This window comes from Pseudomonas sp. H1_G08 (genome assembly GCF_054681355.1).
This window is the reverse complement of record NZ_CP162822.1, coordinates 4,711,842-4,731,002: the sequence shown is the minus strand read 5'-3', so window position 1 is coordinate 4,731,002 and position 19,161 is coordinate 4,711,842. Positions and strand designations below refer to the sequence as shown.

Genomic DNA, 19,161 nt, shown 5'->3' with positions numbered 1-19,161 from the left:
AAATGTAGGAGCTGCCGAAGGCTGCGATCTTTTGCTTTTTGGTCTCAGGCGTCGCCCTTGATCTCCTGATAACGCTTCTCCAGCTCCTGACGAATCTGCCGGCGCTGCTGCGCCTGCATGAAGCGGCGTTTGTCTTCGCTGTTCTGCGGTTGCAACGGCGGCACGGCGGCCGGTTTGCGCTGATCATCCACCGCGACCATGGTGAAGAAGCAGCTGTTGGTGTGGCGCACCGAGCGTTCGCGGATGTTTTCGGTGACCACTTTGATGCCAACTTCCATCGACGTGTTGCCGGTGTAGTTGACCGAGGCGAGGAACGTCACCAGTTCGCCGACATGAATCGGCTCGCGGAAAATCACCTGATCCACCGACAGGGTCACCACGTAGCGCCCGGCATAACGGCTGGCGCAGGCGTAGGCCACTTCGTCGAGGTATTTGAGCAGGGTGCCGCCGTGGACATTGCCAGAGAAGTTGGCCATGTCGGGGGTCATCAGTACCGTCATCGACAGCTGGGCGTTTCCGGGTTCCATAACGTTCTCACGGATCAAGGCTGATTGCAGGAAGCGCCTCTGCGGGCACCTGGTGGCTTTTCAAAAAGCACCGTTATCGGGACGCCGCGCGGCGGGCCGCCGTCACGCCGGTAGCGATCTGTTTCCATATATTGCACCGGCTTCCAGAGCGAAGTCGCGGTGTTAACCTGCAAAAGCCCTGCCCAAGGGCAATTCCTACATTAAAAGCGGATTTTTACCCTGCTCGCGCAGAACGTCTGACGTCTGTCCGCGCGCCTCGTCATCAAGGAGCCTACGCCATGCATGCCATCAGTTTTATTCAGGATCTGGCAGTGATCATGCTGGTCGCGGGCGTAGTAACCGTACTGTTTCATCGTTTCAAACAACCGGTGGTGCTCGGCTACATCGTCGCCGGCTTCATCATCGGCCCGCATACGCCGCCGTTCGGCCTGATTCACGATGAAGAAACCATCAAGACCCTGGCCGAACTCGGGGTGATCTTCCTCATGTTCTGCCTTGGCCTGGAGTTCAGCCTGCGCAAGTTGTTCAAGGTCGGCGCCACGGCGTTCATTGCCGCGTTTCTCGAAATCATCCTGATGATCTGGATCGGCTACGAAATCGGCCGCTGGTTCGACTGGAACACCATGGATTCGTTGTTCCTCGGCGCGATTCTGGCGATCTCCTCCACCACGATCATCGTCAAAGCGCTGAATGACCTGAAGATGAAGAACGAGCGCTTCGCGCAGTTGATCTTCGGTGTGCTCATTGTCGAGGACATCCTTGGCATCGGCATCATTGCGCTGCTGTCGAGCATCGCCGTCAGCGGCACGGTGAGCTCGGGGGAAGTGTTCTCCACGGTCGGCAAGCTGTCGCTGTTCATGATCGTCGCGCTGGTCATCGGCATCCTGCTGGTGCCGCGTCTGCTGGCTTATGTGGCGAAATTCGAAAGCAACGAGATGCTGCTGATCACCGTGCTCGGCCTGTGTTTCGGCTTCTGCCTGCTGGTGGTCAAGCTCGAATACAGCATGGTTCTCGGGGCTTTCCTGATCGGTGCGATCATGGCCGAGTCGAAGCAGTTGTTGAAAATCGAGCAGTTGGTCGAGCCGGTTCGCGACTTGTTCAGTGCGATCTTTTTTGTCGCCATCGGCTTGATGCTCGACCCGCTGATTCTCATCGAATACGCCTGGCCGATTGCGGTGATTACCGTGGCCGTAGTGCTGGGCAAGATGTTGTCCTGCGGCCTCGGTGCGTTTATCGCCGGCAACGACGGACGGACTTCGCTGCGAGTCGGCATGGGTCTGTCACAGATTGGCGAATTTTCCTTCATCATCGCCGCGCTGGGCATGACCTTGCAGGTGACCAGCAACTTCCTCTACCCGGTCGCTGTAGCCGTGTCGGTGATCACCACGCTGCTGACGCCGTACCTGATTCGCGCGGCAGATCCGTTGTCGATCAAGCTCTCGGCAGTCGTGCCCAAGCGTCTCGGGCGTGTACTCGGCATGTATGGCGAATGGTTGCGCAGCATCCAGCCGCAAGGTGAGGGCGCGCTACTGGCGTCGATGATCCGGCGGATCCTGTTGCAGGTCGGGGTCAATCTGGCGCTGGTGATTGCGATCTTCTTTGCCGGCGCATACTTCGCCGAGCGCATCTCGTTGTGGCTGCAGGACTGGATCAGCGATCCGAGCTGGCAGAAGGCACTGATCTGGGGCGGTGCGTTGCTGGTCTCGCTACCGTTCCTGATTGCGGCTTATCGCAAGCTCAAGGCGCTGTCGATGCTGCTGGCGGAAATGGGCGTCAAGCCGGAGATGGCCGGGCGTCACACACAGCGAGTGCGCCGGGTGATCGCCGAAGTGATCCCGATTCTCTCGCTGCTGGTGATTTTCCTGCTGTTGGCAGCCTTGTCGGCCAGTATCCTGCCGACCAACAAGCTGCTGGTGCTGATCGCAGTCGTGGCGGCCGCCGTAGCGGCGCTGCTCTGGCGCTGGTTCATCCGCGTGCATACGCGGATGCAGGTGGCCTTGCTGGAAACCCTCGACAACCATAAGGAATCGTCGGGGCATTGACCCACAGGGGCGTTTGGCGGCTCAGCTTTCCAGCCAGACGTCCCGCGCCCAGTGCCACACCGATTCCCAGGTTTCTTCAGCAATCAGTTCTTCTTCGGCCTGCCACAGCACCACGGTGCCGTCTTCTTCGACACAGTAGTAGTCATCGCCGTCCTGACAGATCGGGATCAAGCTGCGATCAACACCCACGTCCCATGCATTGGCCGCAACGTCCGGCAGATAGGTGTGCGATTGCGGGTCAGTGACGGTCACCGGCTCGAGGCTGCCATAGACCACATCGCTGACGGTCAGCAAAAATTCTTTGAAGACGAACGGAATGTCGATGAACAGTTGTTCTTCGATTTCCACCAGCAGGTCTTCGTCAGGCAACTCCAAAGGAACCGGCACGGGTTCGTTGGCTTCGCGCAGTTGTTCGATGATTTCTTCCACGTCCGGGATCCTCTTGCTGAATGGCGCGGTTTATATGGGCCGGTTTATACAGTAGCTCGCCATAGATGCAACCGTGAAATGAAAAACCCCGGCCGGGGCCGGGGTTCTGTTACCGCAAGTGAAGCGCAGCAGGGATCAGCCGTTCTGGCGGATACCGGCGACCAGCCAAGGCTGGTTGTCGCCCTGCGGACGTTCCATGTTCCAGCTTTCGCTGAACACTTCGCCCTGATCGAAACGCGAGGTTTTCGACACGCCGGTGAAGGTCAGGGTGGCGATGGTCTTGTCGGCACGATCGTCGACGCCGTCCAGCTGCACCTGCAGGTTGTCGATGTAGGTCGACTGGAAGCCATCGCCCAGATCCGCACGCTCACGCTTGAGGAACTCAAGCATTTGCGGGGTCACGAACTCGGCGATCTTGTCCATTTCGTTGGCGTCCCAGTGCTGCTGCAGCGACTGGAAGTGGCTACGCGCAGCTTCAAGGAAGCGCTCTTCGTTGAACCAGGCCGGTGCGTTGATCACTGGACGGGCGGCAGCCGGAGCAGCCGAACCACCGAAGATCGAACCCATGGCGGCAGGCTTCTGCTCGAACACTTCTCGCTGCATCGGCGCGCCGGCCGGAGCGAATTGCTCCTGCTGCTTGCGACGACGGGCGGCGATGAAGCGGAAGATCACGAACGCGATCAGGGCCATGATCAGGATGTCGAAGATCTGCATGCCCTGGAAACCGTCGCCCATGAACATCGACGCGAGCAGGCCACCGGCGGCGATGCCCGCCAATGGGCCGAGCCAGCGCGAAGCACCGCCGGCCTTGGCCGCGGCGCCAGCAGCACCGGCAGCGCCAGCGGTCGCTGCTGCGCCGCCCACGCCTGGAGAAGAGGGAGCCATCTGGCTGGTCTGGTGCGTCGGCGCAGCGCCGGCGCTTTTGCCACCACCAAAGCGCTTGGCGTTGGCGTCGAGGCTCATCGTCAGGCCGATGCACAACGCCATGGCGATGCTAAGAAAACGTTTCATAAAGGGTATTCCCGTTTTGTGGAGACACGCGCGCCATGTTGCACAGCTGAAGTGTTACTGGCTAGCGAGAGAGTGTTTCGGGCTTTTGCCTGACAGGTTGCGTTCAGCTTGGCGAGGCAATCAGCCGATGTACTTTTGTCTGTAGGAAAAGGCGATAGGTTCAGAGGGATTGATGCACTTGCGCCGCATAACCTGTGGGAGCGAGCAGGCTCGCTCCCACATGGGTTCAGTGCCGGTGATTAGATCGCTTCCAGCTTGGCATAGCCGAGCATCAGCCACTTGCTGCCTTCGCTGAAATTCACCTGCACCCGGGCCTGGGCGCCGGAGCCTTCGAAGTTGAGGATCACACCCTCGCCGAAGATCGAGTGACGTACGGCCTGACCGAGCACAAAACCGGTTTCCGGAATCTCGCTGCCGCTGAACAGATTGCTGCCGCTCATCGACTGGTTGCCGCCGAACGGTCGGCTGACGCTATTGGACAGGCGCACTTCCTGGATCAGGCCTTTCGGCACCTCGCGGACGAAACGCGACACCTTGTTGTAGGTTTCGCTGCCGTACAGGCGCCGGGTTTCGGCGTAGGTCATGACCAGATTCTGCATCGCCCGGGTGATACCGACGTAAGCCAGACGCCGTTCTTCCTCGAGACGCCCCGGTTCTTCCAGGCTCATCTTGTGCGGGAACAGGCCTTCTTCCATGCCCACGAGGAACACGTAAGGGAATTCCAGGCCTTTGGCGCTGTGCAGGGTCATCAGCTGCACGCTGTCTTCGTGCTCGTCGGCCTGAGTGTCGCCGGCCTCCAGCGAAGCGTGGCCGAGGAACGCCGCCAGTGGGGTCAGTTCTTCGTCCTCTTCGGTGTTCTCGAAGTTACGTGCGGCGCTGACCAGTTCCTCAAGGTTTTCCACCCGGGCCTGGCCTTTTTCGCCTTTTTCCGCTTCGTGATAAGCGATCAGGCCGGATTGCTCGATGACGGTTTGCGTCATCAGGTGCAGCGGCATCTCGGCGCACTTGGCGGCGAGGTTCTCGATCAGTTCGATAAATGCACCGAGCGCGCTCGCTGCACGGCCGGTCAGGCCTTTGTTGGCCACCAGCTGGCGCATCGCTTCCCACATCGATACGTCGCTGTGCCGCGCATGCTCGCGGATCGCTTCGACGGTTTTCTCGCCGATGCCCCGCGCGGGTACGTTGATCACTCGCTCCAGCGCCGCGTCGTTGCCACGACCTTCGAGCAAGCGCAGGTAGGCCATGGCGTTCTTGATTTCCGCGCGTTCGAAGAAGCGCTGACCGCCATAGATGCGGTACGGGATGCGCTCGCGCAGCAGGGCTTCTTCGAGCACCCGCGACTGGGCGTTGGAGCGGTACAGAATCGCAATATCGCTACGGGCCAGACCGGTTTTCAGCGCGCTTTCGATGGTTTCCACCACGTAACGCGCTTCGTCATGCTCGTTGAACGCGGCGTACAGGTTGATCGCTTCGCCATCGCCACCGTCGGTCCACAGCTCTTTACCGAGACGCCCGGTGTTGTTGGCGATCAAAGCGTTGGCGGCTTTAAGGATGCCGGCAGTGGATCGGTAGTTCTGCTCCAGGCGAATCGTCTCGGAGTCCGGGAAGTCCGAAGAGTACTGATGGATGTTCTCGATCTTCGCCCCGCGCCAGCCGTAAATCGACTGGTCGTCGTCGCCGACCACCATCAGGCTGTCGCCGCCCTTGCCGAGCAGGCGCAACCAGGCGTACTGCACGGCGTTGGTGTCCTGGAATTCGTCGACCAGAATATGGCGGAAGCGCTTTTGGTAATGCGCCAGCAGGCCCGGGTGATCGCGCCACAGATCGAGGGCGCGCAGCAGCAGTTCGGAGAAGTCGATCACGCCAGCCCGCAGGCACGCTGCCTCGTAGGCTTCGTAGATCCCGCGCATGGTAGCGAGGAACAGGTCGCCGCTGGCCTGAATGTGTTGCGGCCGCAGACCTTCGTCTTTCTGGCCGTTGATGAACCACTGCGCCTGACGCGCCGGCCAGCGTTGCTCGTCCAGACCGAGCTCGCGGATCACCCGCTTGACCAGACGCTGCTGGTCATCGCTGTCGAGAATCTGAAAGGTCTGGCTCAGGCCCGCTTCCTGCCAGTGCGCCCGCAGCAAGCGGTGCGCGAGGCCGTGGAAGGTGCCGACCCACATGCCGGCCGGGTTGATGCCCAGCAACTGCTCGATGCGATGGCGCATCTCGGCAGCGGCCTTGTTGGTGAAGGTCACCGACAGGATGGAGTGAGGCGAGGCGTTTTCGACCTGGATCAACCAGGCGATACGGTGCACCAGCACTCGGGTTTTACCGGAACCGGCGCCGGCCAGGACCAACTGACGGCCAACGGGGGCTGCTACGGCCTGGCGTTGGGCATCGTTGAGGGAGTTCAGCAGAAGGGAGAGATCATCGCGCATCGGGGCATTCTAGGGTGCGCCGCAGGCCCGGGCAAACCGTGCGTTGCATTAGCCGATGAAAGTGCTGCCGATGACGACCGGTCGGTCACTGGCTGCAGGCTTCGGCCCGTCTCGCCTGAGGGGTTGCAGCGGTGCGCAAGCGGCGGAAAATTTCCCCGCAATTGTGATCGGCAGCAGTTTGGCATCGGGATCGGCTTGTGTATGCTCCGTCCACGTTTCGGGCGCACGCCCTCCTATAAGAACAAGAACGTTGCCCATGATCCTCAGCGCCGAACTGTCGGGGCCCTCCGTGGACCCCCGGGTGATCCGCAAGCACTATGCCGTCGAAATGGCGGTGGAGCGCACGCGTCTGCTGTATCAGGGCTCGTTGTTGCCCACGCTGTTCATGTTGATCAATGGTCTGGTCTGCGCCGCTTTGCTCTGGAGCCCGCAGCGCTACTTCGTGGTCAGCGTCTGGCTGGTGTGGCTGCTGTCGCTGGTCGCGCTGCGGGTGATTCAGGTGGCCGCGTTCGATTCGGCGATTCCCGATCGTCAGGCCCAGCCAATCTGGTTCCGCATGTTCCTGCTCGGTTCGACCATGACCGGCCTGACCCTGGCCGGAGCCGGCATCGCTCTGGTGCCCGCTGACAACTTCATGCAGCAAGCCTGGGTGTTCGGCCTGATCGGCGCGGCAACGCTGTCGGCCAGTGTCGCCTACGCGGTGAGCCTGCCGGCGTTCCTCTCGTTTACCTTGCCGTGCCTGCTGCCAGCGATCGGCTACCTGTTCTGGGGCGGCGACGATCAGGCGCGGGGCTGGGGCTGGCTGGGTCTGATCCTGCTCGGTTCGCTGAGTGTGGTGGCATGGCAGGTCAATCGGCTGATCGACCGTGGATTGCTGCGGCGCTTCCAGAATCAGCATCTGATCGAGCATTTGCAGCAAGCGCAGACGCGCAGCGAACAACTCAATCAGGAGCTTGGCAAAGAGATCGAACAGCGCCGCTGTGCCGAGGCGCAGTTGCGTGAAGCGCAGGTCGACCTCGAAGATCGCGTGGCCCAGCGCAGCCGCGAACTGGATGCCGCCAATCAGGCCCTGAGCAAAAGCGAAGCGCGCCTGGCGCTTGCGCTCAAGGCCAGTGAGCTCGGATTGTGGGACTGGAACCTGCAGACCGACGAAGTCCATCACACACAGATTCAGGAACTGTTCGGCCTCGCCCCGGAGTACGTCACCGCGCTGCTGCGCGACCTCAAGCCACGACTGCACCCCGAAGACGTGCCGTCACTCAAGTTCGCCCTGGTCGAGCATTTGAAGGGGCGCACCGAGGATTATCAGGTTGAGTATCGCCTGCGCCACGGCGACGGCCACTGGGTGTGGATCGAGGACCGTGGCCGCGCCGTGGAGCGCAGCGCCAGCGGCCGGGTGATCCGCATGGTCGGCACTCGCCGCGATATCAGCGCCAGCAAAAGTCTTGAAGAGCAGCAGCGGCTGGCGGCCACGGTGTTCGAAGCGGCCAGCGAGGGCATCGTGATTCTCGACCCGAACTACGCGCTGATTGCGATCAACCAGGCGTTCAGCCTGGTCACCGGTTACGAGATCGACGACATGCTCGGGCGCAACGTCGTCGAGTTGCCCTGCAGCCGCGATGCCCATCGCCACTATGTGGCGATCCGGCATGCACTGGAGCAGCACGGCAGTTGGCAGGGTGAGTTGGTGGAAACCCGCAAGAACGGCGAGTTGTACCCGCAGTGGTTGCAGCTCAACGCGGTGCGCGACAGCCGGGGCAATGTCAGCCATATTGTCGGCTTCTTCGCCGATCTCTCGGCACGGCGTGCGTCGGAAGAACGCCTGCGTTATCTGACCCATTACGATGAGCTCACCGGCCTGGCCAACCGTTCACTGTTCCGCGAACGCCTGCACGAAGCCCATCAGCGGGTGCGGCAGGGCGGGCGCCGCAGTCTCGCATTGCTGCACATCAATCTGGATCGTTTCAAATTGCTCAATGACAGCCTCGGCCATGAAGTCGCCGATCAGCTGCTGCAAAAAATGGCGCGGCGGCTGGTCAATGCCTTGCCTGAGGCCGACACCATTGCGCGCTTGTCCGGAGACGAGTTTGCCGTGCTGTTCGATGCCTACGGCAATCTGTCGAGCCTGGCACGGGTAGCGACGCGGTTGTCGGCCAAGCTGCGTTTGCCGCTGAGCGTCGACGGGCATGAACTGGTGGTCAGCGCTTCGATGGGCATCAGCCTGTTGCCGGACAACGCGCGTGAGATCTCCGCGCTGGTCAGCCAGTCGAACATGGCCATGCAGCATGCCAAGCATCTGGGTGGCAACAATTTCCAGTTCTTCACCGACAGCCTGCAAGCCAGCACACTCGAACGCTTGCAGTTGGAAAACCACTTGCGCCGAGCCATTGAAGAACAGCAACTGACAGTGTTCTACCAACCCAAACTGTGCCTGCAAACCGGCCGCATGAATGCCGCTGAAGCGCTGGTGCGCTGGGATCATCCGAGCATGGGCCAGGTGCCGCCGGCAGATTTCATTGGCCTGGCCGAAGAGACCGGTCTGATCGGGCCGATCGGCGAATTCGTTTTGCGTCAGGCGTGCTGGCAAGCCTGCGAATGGCAACGGCAGGGGCTGGCGCCGATCCGCGTGTCGGTGAACCTGTCGGTGCATCAGCTGCGTCAGGGCAAACTGGTCAGTCTGGTCCGGCAAGTGCTGGAAGAAACCGGGCTGGCGCCGCACTACCTCGAGCTGGAGCTGACCGAGAGCCATTTGCTCGACAGCGTCGAACACATCATTGCCACATTCCAGCAACTGCGCGATCTGGGGGTGAAACTGGCGATCGATGATTTCGGTACCGGGTATTCGTCGTTGAGTTACCTCAAGCGCATTCCGGTGGATTACGTGAAGATCGATCAGGCGTTCATTCGCGGCTTGAGCGAGGGCAGTGCGGACGCGGCGATCACTCGCGCGATTATCGCCATGGCCCACGGACTGGCCCTCAAAGTCGTCGCCGAGGGTGTCGAGCGTGAGGATCAGCTGGCATTTCTGCGCGCCGAACGCTGCGACGAAGTGCAAGGTTATCTGATCAGCCGGCCGGTGGACGCTGCCCGTCTGGCCGGGCTTTTGCGTGATCAGGCCAATCCGCAGTAAGGGCTACATGCACCTCAGCGCGCCTGATGCCGGGACATCGAGTTACGCATTGAGCAGGCAAAATGCCCATTCATGTAGTATAACTACAAGCTTGCTACATCCTTGCCCACAAGAAGAGTCCAGCCCCTTGAATCTGCTGCAACACATCGCCCAGTCACGTCACCTGTTACGCAAGTCGGAGCTCAAGGTCGCCGACCACGTGCTGCTTGACCCTGCGGCAGTGATGCACAGCTCCATGGCCGACCTGGCTCACAGCGTCGGCATCAGCGAGCCGACCATCGTGCGCTTCTGCCGCGCCATCGGTTGTTCCGGCTTTCAGGATCTCAAACTTAAACTGGCTCAGAGCCTGGCCGCCGGCGCCAGCTTCGGTCAGTTCGCGATCCATGAAGATGACTCCGTCGCCGACTACAGCCTGAAGATTTTCGACACCACGCTGCACACCTTGATGGAAGTGCGCGAGAAGCTCGACCCGGTGGAGCTGCAACGCGCGGTGACGCTGATGTCCCAGGCGCAGCGTGTCGAGTTCTACGGCTTCGGTGCTTCCGGAGCGGTGGCCGCGGATGCACAGCACAAGTTTTTCCGTTTGCTGCTGACCGCGGCGGCGTATTCCGATCCGCACATGCAGGCGATGTCGGCTGTGACGCTGAAGCCTACCGATGTGGCGATCTGTATTTCCCAGTCAGGGCGCTCCAAGGATTTGCTGATCACCGCTAACCTCGTTCGTGAGAGCGGGGCGTCGTTGATCACCCTGTGTCCGAGCCAGACGCCGTTGGCCGAACTGTCGACCGTCAATCTGGCGATCGATGTGCATGAAGACACCGAAATCTACACGCCGCTTACCTCGCGAATCGCCCATCTGGTGGTGATCGACGTGCTGGCGATGGGCGTGGCCATGGCGCGCGGGCCGAGCCTGGTCAATCACCTCAAGAGCGTGAAGCGCAGTCTGCGCAGTCTGCGTTTGTCGCCCAAGGCCGTGAAAGCGCTGGACGATTAAGATCAAAAGATCGTCCGATCGCGGCCCGTGCCTTCGGCAGCTCCTTGTATGTTCCCCACACACCAGCATGAATGAGATCTAAGCTCGCTGGTGCGACATACGAAGATGTGTTTCTGGGGGAGACCGATCGCTCCTTAAGGCAGGACTTGCTCCTGACCTTGCATGTAGAGAGGTCCCCCCGCCTCATTGCCCACCACGAAGAGTATCGAGAAGCCGACGAGTCGGACTTCGCATTACAAGGTTGCAGTGGCATGAAGTTCGAGGTCAGGGGAACCAGGAAGCATTTTTAACTCAGTTCTCTTGGAGTTGAAAGCATGAACATGCACGTCGGCTTGGATGTGGGATCTCGCACTACAGCGATGGGCTGGCGCAATGGCGGCCGCTTTGCAGGTCAGTGCAATATCGACCAGACACCGGCGGGGCGCAAAGCTGCTGTCGGCAAATTGCTTGAGCTCAAGCCTATGTCTGTGGTGATGGAAGCCACAGGAATCTACTATCTGGACTTGGCCATGGAGCTAGCTGCGGCGGGTTTGCCAGTCTCGGTTATCAATCCGAAGAGTTTTCACAACTTTGCAAAGCTGATGCTGAAAAACAGCAAAACGGACGCAATCGATGCCCAGTTATTAGCTGAGTACGGCGAACGCATGAGCCCAAGGTTGTGGACGCCGCCCACTTCAATACAGCTTGAGCTGCGCGCTATCGGTCGCCACATCAATCGTTTGACGGGTCATCGCACCCGCGCCAAAAACGAGCTGCATGCACTAAAAGCCACTCAAACAACTCTTCTGATGCTGATTGAGGACGAAGAAGAAGCCATCAAAGCCTTTGACAAACGAATCGAGCGTTTCCGACTAGCGGGTCGTGCATTGATCGACAACTGCCCAACGTTGAGCGCCCAGTTCGCCCACATGATCGCCGCCCCTGGCATGGGTGAGATCTCAGTATTTGCGGCGCTGGCTGAACTGACGACCTTACCGGTAACGCTCAAGTCAGCGCAGGTCAGCCGCCATGCCGGACTCGATGTCCGACTCACGCAATCAGGCACCAGCATTGATAAACCCGGCCGGATAAGTAAGGGCGGCAATGCCTATTTGCGATCAGCGATGTACATGCCTGCGCTGACTGCCATACGTTGCGACCCGAACGTTAAAGCGTTTTACGAAGCCTTGGTGGCTCGAGGAAAGAGGAAGATGCAGGCTATTGTCGCAGTCATGCGCAAATACCTGACCGGACTATGGGCCTGCATGCGGGCAGGCGAAGACTTCAGTACAGCCAAGCTTTTTAGCGATAAACACACCCAAAAAGCTTGACCGTGAACAGAGTATCTACATTTGGAATGCGTTCCCTGTAGGAGCTGCCGAAGGCTGCGATCTTTTGGTTTTTGACGGAAACTTTCATCAAACCGTCATCCCCCACGCCTATCGTAAAACTCCCGTACTCGCCCTGGGAGACTCGAAATGGCTCAGCCCTACGAAGAACGCAACAGCGCCGCGAAAACCCGTCGTCAGCAGGAAGATCAGCGCCGCATGGAATTTCGCCGCGCAATCGAGGATCGCTTCGAACTTCGCCAGCTTCAGGCCGAGATCGGCGATTTTCCCGAGATCACGCACTGGCAGGCAGCGCCCGCCGCTTCCCGTCGAAACGCTCAACCAGCGCAATAATCTGCGCCCGCTCGCTGCGGATGAACGCCAGGAAGGCGTGCGCCACCGGTGACAGCCGTTTGGCTTTGGCTTGCACCAGACACCAGCTGCGCATCAGCGGCAACTCCTCGACCGGCAGCTCGATCAGGCCGCCGGTCGCCAGCTCCAGGTTCAGGGCGTGGCGCGTCAGCAGCGCCAGGCCCAGACCCGCCAATACGCATTCGCGCTGAGCTTCGGCCGAGGCCACTTCCTGGGTCTGAGTGAAGTGCACGCGCTTTTCCTTGAAATATTCTTCGCAGGCCAGACGTGTGCCCGAGCCCGGCTCGCGGATCAGCAGCGTATACGGCTCCAGATCCTGCAAGCGCAACGGGCCCATGTGTGCCAGCGGATGATCCGGGCGCGCCACGGCGACAATCGGATTGTTGAGGAATGGCAGGAATTCCAGGCCCATGTCCTGCGGCACCATCGACATGATCACCAGATCATCGCGATTGTCCGAGAGGCGGCGGATGACCTGGCCACGGTTGACCACGGTCAGCTGCAAATTGACTTCCGGATGCTGGCGCTTGAACGCGGCGAACAGATGCGGCACGAAATATTTGGCGCTCGATTCCACCGCCAGTTTCAGCTGACCCTGCAGTGAACCCTGCATGTCCGACAGTTGCATGTCGAGGTTTTCCAGGCGCCCGAAAATGTCGCGGCTGGCGCGCTGAAGCGCTTCCGCCGCCTCGGTCATGTAGAGTTTTTTGCCGACATAGTCGAACAGCGGCTGGCCAATCAGCTCTTCCAGCTGACGAATCTGTAGGCTGACGGCCGGTTGTGTGAGGGACATTTCCTCGGCGGCGCGGCTGTACGAGCGTAAATCACACACCTCATTGAAGATCTGCAATTGACGCAATGTCATACGCATCAATGACTTACGCATAGTTTTCAGGCTCGGTCAGCGGTCAGGTAATTCAACTATAAGTGTTTGCTTATGCCTGACCCAATTTTTATTCATTTTTGTTAATCCCTCAGCAGCGCTAGTGTGGACCTGCGACTGAATTGAAACATTTGGTCACGCGTCGACCTGGGTCTAGCAGGTCGTGGTGCCACCGGCTCAAGGGAACCTCCAAGTGATAAAAAAGATCCTGATCGCCAACCGTGGTGAGATTGCCGTACGCATCGTACGAGCCTGCGCCGAAATGGGCATTCGCTCGGTTGCGATTTTCTCCGACGCCGATCGCCATGCCTTGCATGTGAAGCGTGCGGACGAGGCCCACAGCGTGGGTGCCGAGCCACTGGCCGGCTATCTGAACCCGCGCAAGCTGGTGAACCTGGCGGTGGAAACCGGCTGCGATGCGCTGCACCCCGGCTACGGCTTCCTTTCGGAAAACGCCGAGCTGGCGGAAATCTGCGCTGAGCGCGGCATCAAATTCATCGGCCCGTCGGCGGAAGTCATCCGGCGCATGGGCGACAAGACCGAAGCGCGCCGCAGCATGATCAAGGCCGGCGTACCGGTGACGCCCGGTACCGAGGGCAACGTCTCCGGCATCGAAGAAGCCTTGGTCGAAGGCGATCGCATCGGTTACCCGGTAATGCTCAAGGCCACCTCCGGTGGTGGCGGTCGCGGTATCCGTCGCTGCAACAGCCGCGAAGAACTCGAACAGAACTTCCCCCGGGTCATCTCCGAAGCCACCAAGGCGTTCGGTTCGGCGGAAGTGTTCCTGGAAAAATGCATCGTCAATCCCAAGCACATTGAAGCGCAGATCCTTGGCGACAGCTTCGGCAATGTCGTGCACCTGTTCGAGCGTGACTGCTCGATCCAGCGCCGCAACCAGAAGCTGATCGAGATCGCGCCGAGCCCGCAGCTGACCCCGGAACAGCGCGCCTACATCGGCGACCTGTCGGTACGTGCAGCCAAGGCTGTGGGCTACGAGAACGCCGGCACCGTGGAGTTCCTGCTCGCCGAGGGCGAGGTGTACTTCATGGAAATGAACACGCGGGTGCAGGTGGAACACACCATCACCGAAGAAATCACCGGCATCGACATCGTCCGCGAACAGATTCGCATCGCTTCCGGCCTGCCGCTATCGGTGAAGCAGGAAGACATTCAGCACCGTGGCTTTGCGTTGCAGTTCCGTATCAACGCCGAAGACCCGAAGAACAACTTCCTGCCGAGTTTCGGCAAGATCACCCGTTACTACGCCCCCGGCGGCCCGGGCGTGCGCACCGACACGGCGATCTATACCGGCTACACCATTCCACCGTTCTACGACTCGATGTGCCTGAAACTGGTGGTCTGGGCGCTGACCTGGGAAGAGGCGATGGACCGTGGCCTGCGCGCCCTCGACGACATGCGTCTGCAGGGCGTGAAGACCACCGCCGCGTACTACCAGGAAATCCTGCGCAACCCGGAATTCCGTAGCGGCCAGTTCAACACCAGCTTCGTTGAAAGCCACCCGGAACTGACCAACTACTCGATCAAGCGCAAACCCGAAGAGCTGGCCTTGGCCATCGCCGCCGCCATCGCCGCCCACGCAGGCCTGTGAGGAATACAAGAATGAGCAAGAAAATCTTCGTAACAGACACCATCCTGCGCGACGCTCACCAATCGCTGCTCGCCACCCGCATGCGCACCGAAGACATGCTGCCGATCTGCGACAAGCTCGACAAGGTCGGCTACTGGTCGCTGGAATGCTGGGGCGGCGCGACGTTCGACGCCTGCGTGCGCTTTCTCAAGGAAGACCCATGGGAGCGCCTGCGCCAACTGCGTGCGGCGCTGCCCAATACCCGCCTGCAAATGCTCCTGCGCGGGCAGAATCTGCTCGGCTATCGCCACTACAGCGATGACGTGGTCAAAGCTTTCGTCGCCAAAGCAGCGGTGAACGGCATCGACGTGTTCCGCATCTTCGATGCGATGAACGATGTGCGTAACCTGCGCGTTGCCATTGAAGCAGTGAAAGCTGCCGGCAAACATGCGCAAGGCACCATCGCCTACACCACCAGCCCGGTGCACACCATCGACGCTTTCGTCACCCAGGCCAAGCAAATGGAATCCATGGGCTGCGACTCGGTAGCGATCAAGGACATGGCCGGTCTGCTGACCCCGTATGCCACTGGTGAACTGGTGCGTGCTCTGAAAGCCGAGCAGTCGTTGCCGGTGTTCATCCACTCCCACGACACCGCCGGCCTGGCCGCCATGTGCCAGCTCAAGGCGATCGAAAACGGCGCCGATCACATCGACACCGCGATCTCCAGCTTCGCCTCGGGCACCAGCCACCCGGGCACCGAATCAATGGTCGCCGCGCTCAAGGGCACCGAGTACGACACCGGCCTGAATCTGGAGCTGCTCCAGGAAATCGGCCTGTACTTCTATGCCGTGCGCAAGAAGTACCACCAGTTCGAAAGCGAATTCACCGCCGTCGATACCCGTGTGCAGGTCAACCAGGTGCCGGGCGGGATGATTTCCAACCTCGCCAACCAGTTGAAAGAGCAGGGCGCTCTGAACCGCATGAGCGAAGTGCTCGCAGAAATCCCGCGCGTACGTGAAGACCTCGGGTTCCCGCCGCTGGTGACCCCGACTTCGCAGATCGTCGGCACCCAGGCGTTCTTCAACGTACTGGCCGGCGAGCGCTACAAGACCATCACCAACGAAGTGAAGCTGTATCTGCAGGGCGGCTACGGCAAGGCGCCGGGGGTGGTCAATGAAAAACTGCGCCGTCAGGCGATCGGCAGCGAAGACGTCATCGACGTGCGCCCGGCCGATCTGCTCAAGCCGGAAATGACCAAGCTGCGTGCCGATATCGGAGCACTGGCCAAATCCGAAGAAGACGTACTGACCTTCGCCATGTTCCCGGACATCGGCCGCAAGTTCCTCGAAGAACGCGCCGCCGGCACCCTTACACCTGAAGTGCTGCTGCCTATCCCGGAAGCGGGCGCCGTTGCCTCGGCGGGTGGCGAAGGTGTGCCGACCGAGTTTGTCATCGATGTGCACGGCGAAACCTATCGCGTCGACATCACTGGTGTCGGCGTCAAGGCCGAAGGCAAGCGCCACTTCTATCTGTCCATTGACGGCATGCCGGAAGAAGTGGTGTTCGAACCGCTCAACGAATTTGTCGGTGGTGGCAGCAGCAAACGCAAACAGGCCTCGGCACCAGGCCACGTGAGCACCACCATGCCCGGCAACATCGTCGATGTGCTGGTCAAGGAGGGCGACAGCGTCAAGGCGGGCCAGGCGGTATTGATTACCGAAGCGATGAAGATGGAAACCGAAGTCCAGGCTGCCATTGCCGGCAAGGTCACCGCGATTCATGTGGCCAAGGGCGACCGGGTCAACCCGGGCGAAATCCTCATCGAGATCGAAGGCTGAGATAACAGTCGCGATCCAACGCTTTAAACCTCGGGGGGGCATGTGCTCCCCTTTTTTTTGCCTGTGATTTCCGCCGTTACCCAGCTCCCTTGAAGAGCCAATGTGGGAGCGAGCCTGCTCGCGAATGCGCCAGGTCAGCCAATGGCATCTTTGTATGATGCACCGCTTTCGCGAGCAGGCTCGCTCCCACAGGAGGCGTGCTTAATCCATCAGAACGCCATGCGCCATTGACCCGCCACGCCATACGTTCGGCTGTCGCTGCCCAGCTCACCCGTCAAGCCCACGCCGAGTGTGTGCGCTGTCGACAACCCAAGATCCAACCCAGCATCCACCGCGAGGCTGTTCCGATCCAGTGCCGCGCCGGTCACATCGAAGCGCTTGCCGCCCTTGCGCAGTTGCTGGCGGGTGTCACTGTCGATGTCACCGTAGGTATGTTTCCAGCCTGCGCTCAATCGCGGGGTCAAATGCATGCCGTTATCCAGCGTATTGACCTGCGCAACACGCAGACCGAAGGTGCTGCTGAAGTTGTCGCGGGTCTGGCCGTAGACTTTCAACGCCGCGTCGCCGCCCTTTTCGTTGTAGCTGTCGCGCTGATAGCGCTGATAGCCGAGGTTGGCGTAGGGCTCGAGGGTTAAGCGATCCCGGCCCAGATTGAACCCGGCCTCGGCAAATGCTTGCTGAGTATTCGCGTCGTAATTGCCCTTGAGACGATCGCTGAAACCCTTGAACGCGACCCGCCGTGTGCTGCTGCCGTCATGGCTGGCGTAGGTCGCGCCGAGACGCAGCGACAGCGGGCCGTCCTGACGCACGGCATAGGCACCGAGGTGCCAGCTGTCGAGGTCGCCGTCGTACTGGCGGGCATCGAGTTTCGTCTGCGATTTGCCGCCAAGCAGGCCGACATGCCAGTGCTCATCGAGTCGCCAGTCAGCGCCCACGACCAGCCCTTGCGTGGCATGTTGGAGGATGCCGTCAGCGTCGCGGTCAACCTTGCCGCCGTGGCCCAGCGCCTGAACCCACACCCGTCCGGAGTCTTCGCTGCCTGCGGCCTGACGCGGTGAACTGCGCGAGCCGTAGGTCGAGGCGGAATGATTGTCCAGCTGCCGCATCGCCGAAAGCATGCTCGTACTGACCGGCGTGATACTGCTCAGCGTGGCTTTGGCGAGGTTGGCATTGCTGCCTGCGGCAAGTTGATCGAGGGCGATGGGCGCGGTGGTTTTATCGCTGGTCAGCAGTGCGGCGACGGCCCTGTTGGCGCCGATTTCGAAAGCTCGAGTGGAAGCCTCTCGATTATCCATGCTCCGCGCAATCGAACGAGCACTGCGCGTTTGGGCCAGTTCTTCGAACCCTACATCGTTGCGCACGTAGTGCAGTTTCACGGCGTTTGGCTCATAGGAGAGCGTTGGTGTCATGTAGGCCAGATTCGTGGTGACCTCACCGAACTCGCCATCAATGACGTTTGCAGACAACAGCCGATACTCATTGGTACGAGCGTAGTCGCCCGGTACGCCATAAATCTCGACACGCGCACCTCCCAGGCTTGCGGTGCCCTTAACATGCACGGGATCTGAGCCGCGGTCGGCAGATACGGCGTAAGAAAACACAGCGTCCTTTTGGAGCGTCAGATTGCCTTTGATATTGGGAGAGCCGTGTTGCTGGCTGGCAAGCAGTGTTCCTGCGACATACAGCCCCGTCACATGTCCATAACCGCCAAAAACCGCTCCCGGGTCGACATCGACACCATTGATCGATGCGTAGTTGATCAGCACGGCGTCGGCTTTGACGTCAGCATCACCCTCGAAAGCGTGACGCAGGGTCCACTGTCCACGTGCGATACGCATGGCTGAGAAATTGCGCGTTTCACCGATCTCGCCGCCTTCTATGGCATTGAACAGCAGCCCGTTCGCACCTTCGCCACCGTCCAGGCGACCGTCCCATCGGGCGCCCTTATTGATCACCAGCAGGTCATCTCCATCGCCCAGTTGCAGGGATACGCCGTCGATATTCTCGAGCGGGCTCGAGACAAAAGAGCGCTGCGTCGTGATCGCCAACATGTCGCGTTCAAACGGGTCGACAAGATCGAATTCCTCATCGTCGGTTTCCTCCACCACGAACTCTGGAAACTCCAGCCCTTCATAAAAGGCCGGACTGAAATCCTCGATCGCAACCGTCGCGCGTACGGCATCGACCGAAGGCGCGTCAGAGGCCTGTCCGGGCGACGGAGAAGTGTGCTCCAGCGGGCCGATGAATTCCTTGATCGCAAACAAGTCATCAGGATCCGCTTTCGGCGTGGGCGTTTTCTTCTTTCGAGGCTTGGCGGTTTTGTCTTCGCTGATCTCTGCAGAAACCTGGACGTCAGGTTGCTGTTCGATGGACGCCTCGGCAGATCCAATGGTCAGCGCGATCGCCAAAGCGAGGTGATGGGGACGGTATTTGTGTAGGGCAGGCATCGAGTTCAACCTCCTTGTATGAAAGGCTCAACTCTATTGCTGCCTTGAAAAACACGATGTCGGTCGGTTCCTGATGCTGTGCAGGCGACGTCGGACCGTTCTGTCGAAAATCCTCACGGGATTTCGCAAACAAGACTTTTGCGCGGTGGCGGCGGTTCGTTTTCCTA

The 19,161-nt window shown here is 60.2% G+C and carries 13 protein-coding genes; 7 read left to right on the top strand and 6 right to left on the bottom strand.

Going from position 1 to position 19,161, the window contains the following annotated elements; genetic code table 11:
* Positions 1-44 precede the first annotated feature (44 nt).
* The gene (locus tag AB4N85_RS21525; RefSeq protein WP_016772447.1) at positions 45-527 is read right to left on the bottom strand and encodes an acyl-CoA thioesterase; all 483 of its coding nucleotides are present in this window, start codon (positions 525-527) and stop codon (positions 45-47) included.
* Between the two features lie 278 nt (positions 528-805).
* Between AB4N85_RS21525 and AB4N85_RS21520 the strand changes: the two genes are divergently transcribed.
* The gene (locus AB4N85_RS21520; RefSeq protein WP_150743150.1) at positions 806-2,569 is read left to right on the top strand and encodes a cation:proton antiporter; all 1,764 of its coding nucleotides are present in this window, start codon (positions 806-808) and stop codon (positions 2,567-2,569) included.
* A gap of 21 nt (positions 2,570-2,590) precedes the next feature.
* On the opposite strand, the gene AB4N85_RS21515 is transcribed toward AB4N85_RS21520, so the two are convergent.
* From AB4N85_RS21515 to uvrD, 3 genes are all read right to left on the bottom strand, one after another.
* Complete coding sequence (locus AB4N85_RS21515) at positions 2,591-2,998, bottom strand: SMI1/KNR4 family protein (RefSeq protein ID WP_038359443.1); 408 nt, start codon at positions 2,996-2,998, stop codon at positions 2,591-2,593.
* Between the two features lie 135 nt (positions 2,999-3,133).
* A complete protein-coding gene (locus AB4N85_RS21510) occupies positions 3,134-4,009 on the bottom strand; it encodes a Tim44 domain-containing protein (protein ID WP_016772449.1) in 876 nt (291 codons plus the stop codon).
* Between the two features lie 239 nt (positions 4,010-4,248).
* Positions 4,249-6,432 (bottom strand): DNA helicase II, encoded by a 2,184-nt coding sequence (gene uvrD / locus AB4N85_RS21505; protein WP_064365169.1) that lies wholly within the window; start codon positions 6,430-6,432, stop codon positions 4,249-4,251.
* Between the two features lie 256 nt (positions 6,433-6,688).
* Here uvrD and AB4N85_RS21500 point away from each other — a divergent pair, with 256 nt between their 5' ends.
* The 4 genes from AB4N85_RS21500 to AB4N85_RS21485 all read left to right on the top strand — a co-directional run bounded on the left by AB4N85_RS21500 (position 6,689) and on the right by AB4N85_RS21485 (position 12,217).
* Positions 6,689-9,562 (top strand): putative bifunctional diguanylate cyclase/phosphodiesterase, encoded by a 2,874-nt coding sequence (locus tag AB4N85_RS21500; protein WP_460065773.1) that lies wholly within the window; start codon positions 6,689-6,691, stop codon positions 9,560-9,562.
* A 127-nt stretch (positions 9,563-9,689) separates the two neighbouring features.
* The gene (hexR, locus tag AB4N85_RS21495) at positions 9,690-10,556 is read left to right on the top strand and encodes a transcriptional regulator HexR (RefSeq protein ID WP_007962240.1); all 867 of its coding nucleotides are present in this window, start codon (positions 9,690-9,692) and stop codon (positions 10,554-10,556) included.
* A 314-nt stretch (positions 10,557-10,870) separates the two neighbouring features.
* On the top strand, positions 10,871-11,866 hold the full coding sequence (locus AB4N85_RS21490; protein WP_252868495.1) for an IS110 family RNA-guided transposase: 996 nt from the start codon (positions 10,871-10,873) through the stop codon (positions 11,864-11,866).
* Positions 11,867-12,013: 147 nt separating this feature from the next.
* Positions 12,014-12,217 (top strand): PA3496 family putative envelope integrity protein, encoded by a 204-nt coding sequence (locus AB4N85_RS21485; protein WP_080902479.1) that lies wholly within the window; start codon positions 12,014-12,016, stop codon positions 12,215-12,217.
* Here AB4N85_RS21485 and AB4N85_RS21480 read toward each other — a convergent pair.
* Positions 12,159-13,121 carry a LysR family transcriptional regulator gene (locus AB4N85_RS21480; protein WP_252868494.1) on the bottom strand — a complete coding sequence of 321 codons (963 nt, stop codon included), beginning with the start codon at positions 13,119-13,121 and terminating at the stop codon, positions 12,159-12,161. The genes AB4N85_RS21485 and AB4N85_RS21480 overlap by 59 nt on opposite strands.
* A 190-nt stretch (positions 13,122-13,311) precedes the next feature.
* Here AB4N85_RS21480 and AB4N85_RS21475 point away from each other — a divergent pair, with 190 nt between their 5' ends.
* Positions 13,312-14,727, top strand: coding sequence for an acetyl-CoA carboxylase biotin carboxylase subunit (locus AB4N85_RS21475; protein ID WP_024014853.1), 1,416 nt, complete (start codon positions 13,312-13,314; stop codon positions 14,725-14,727).
* Between the two features lie 11 nt (positions 14,728-14,738).
* Positions 14,739-16,547, top strand: coding sequence for a sodium-extruding oxaloacetate decarboxylase subunit alpha (gene oadA, locus AB4N85_RS21470; protein ID WP_252868493.1), 1,809 nt, complete (start codon positions 14,739-14,741; stop codon positions 16,545-16,547).
* A 209-nt stretch (positions 16,548-16,756) separates the two neighbouring features.
* Here the strand turns inward: oadA and AB4N85_RS21465 are convergent, their stop codons facing one another.
* On the bottom strand, positions 16,757-18,994 hold the full coding sequence (locus AB4N85_RS21465) for an autotransporter outer membrane beta-barrel domain-containing protein (RefSeq protein WP_435406358.1): 2,238 nt from the start codon (positions 18,992-18,994) through the stop codon (positions 16,757-16,759).
* Between the last annotated feature and the right edge of the window lie 167 nt (positions 18,995-19,161).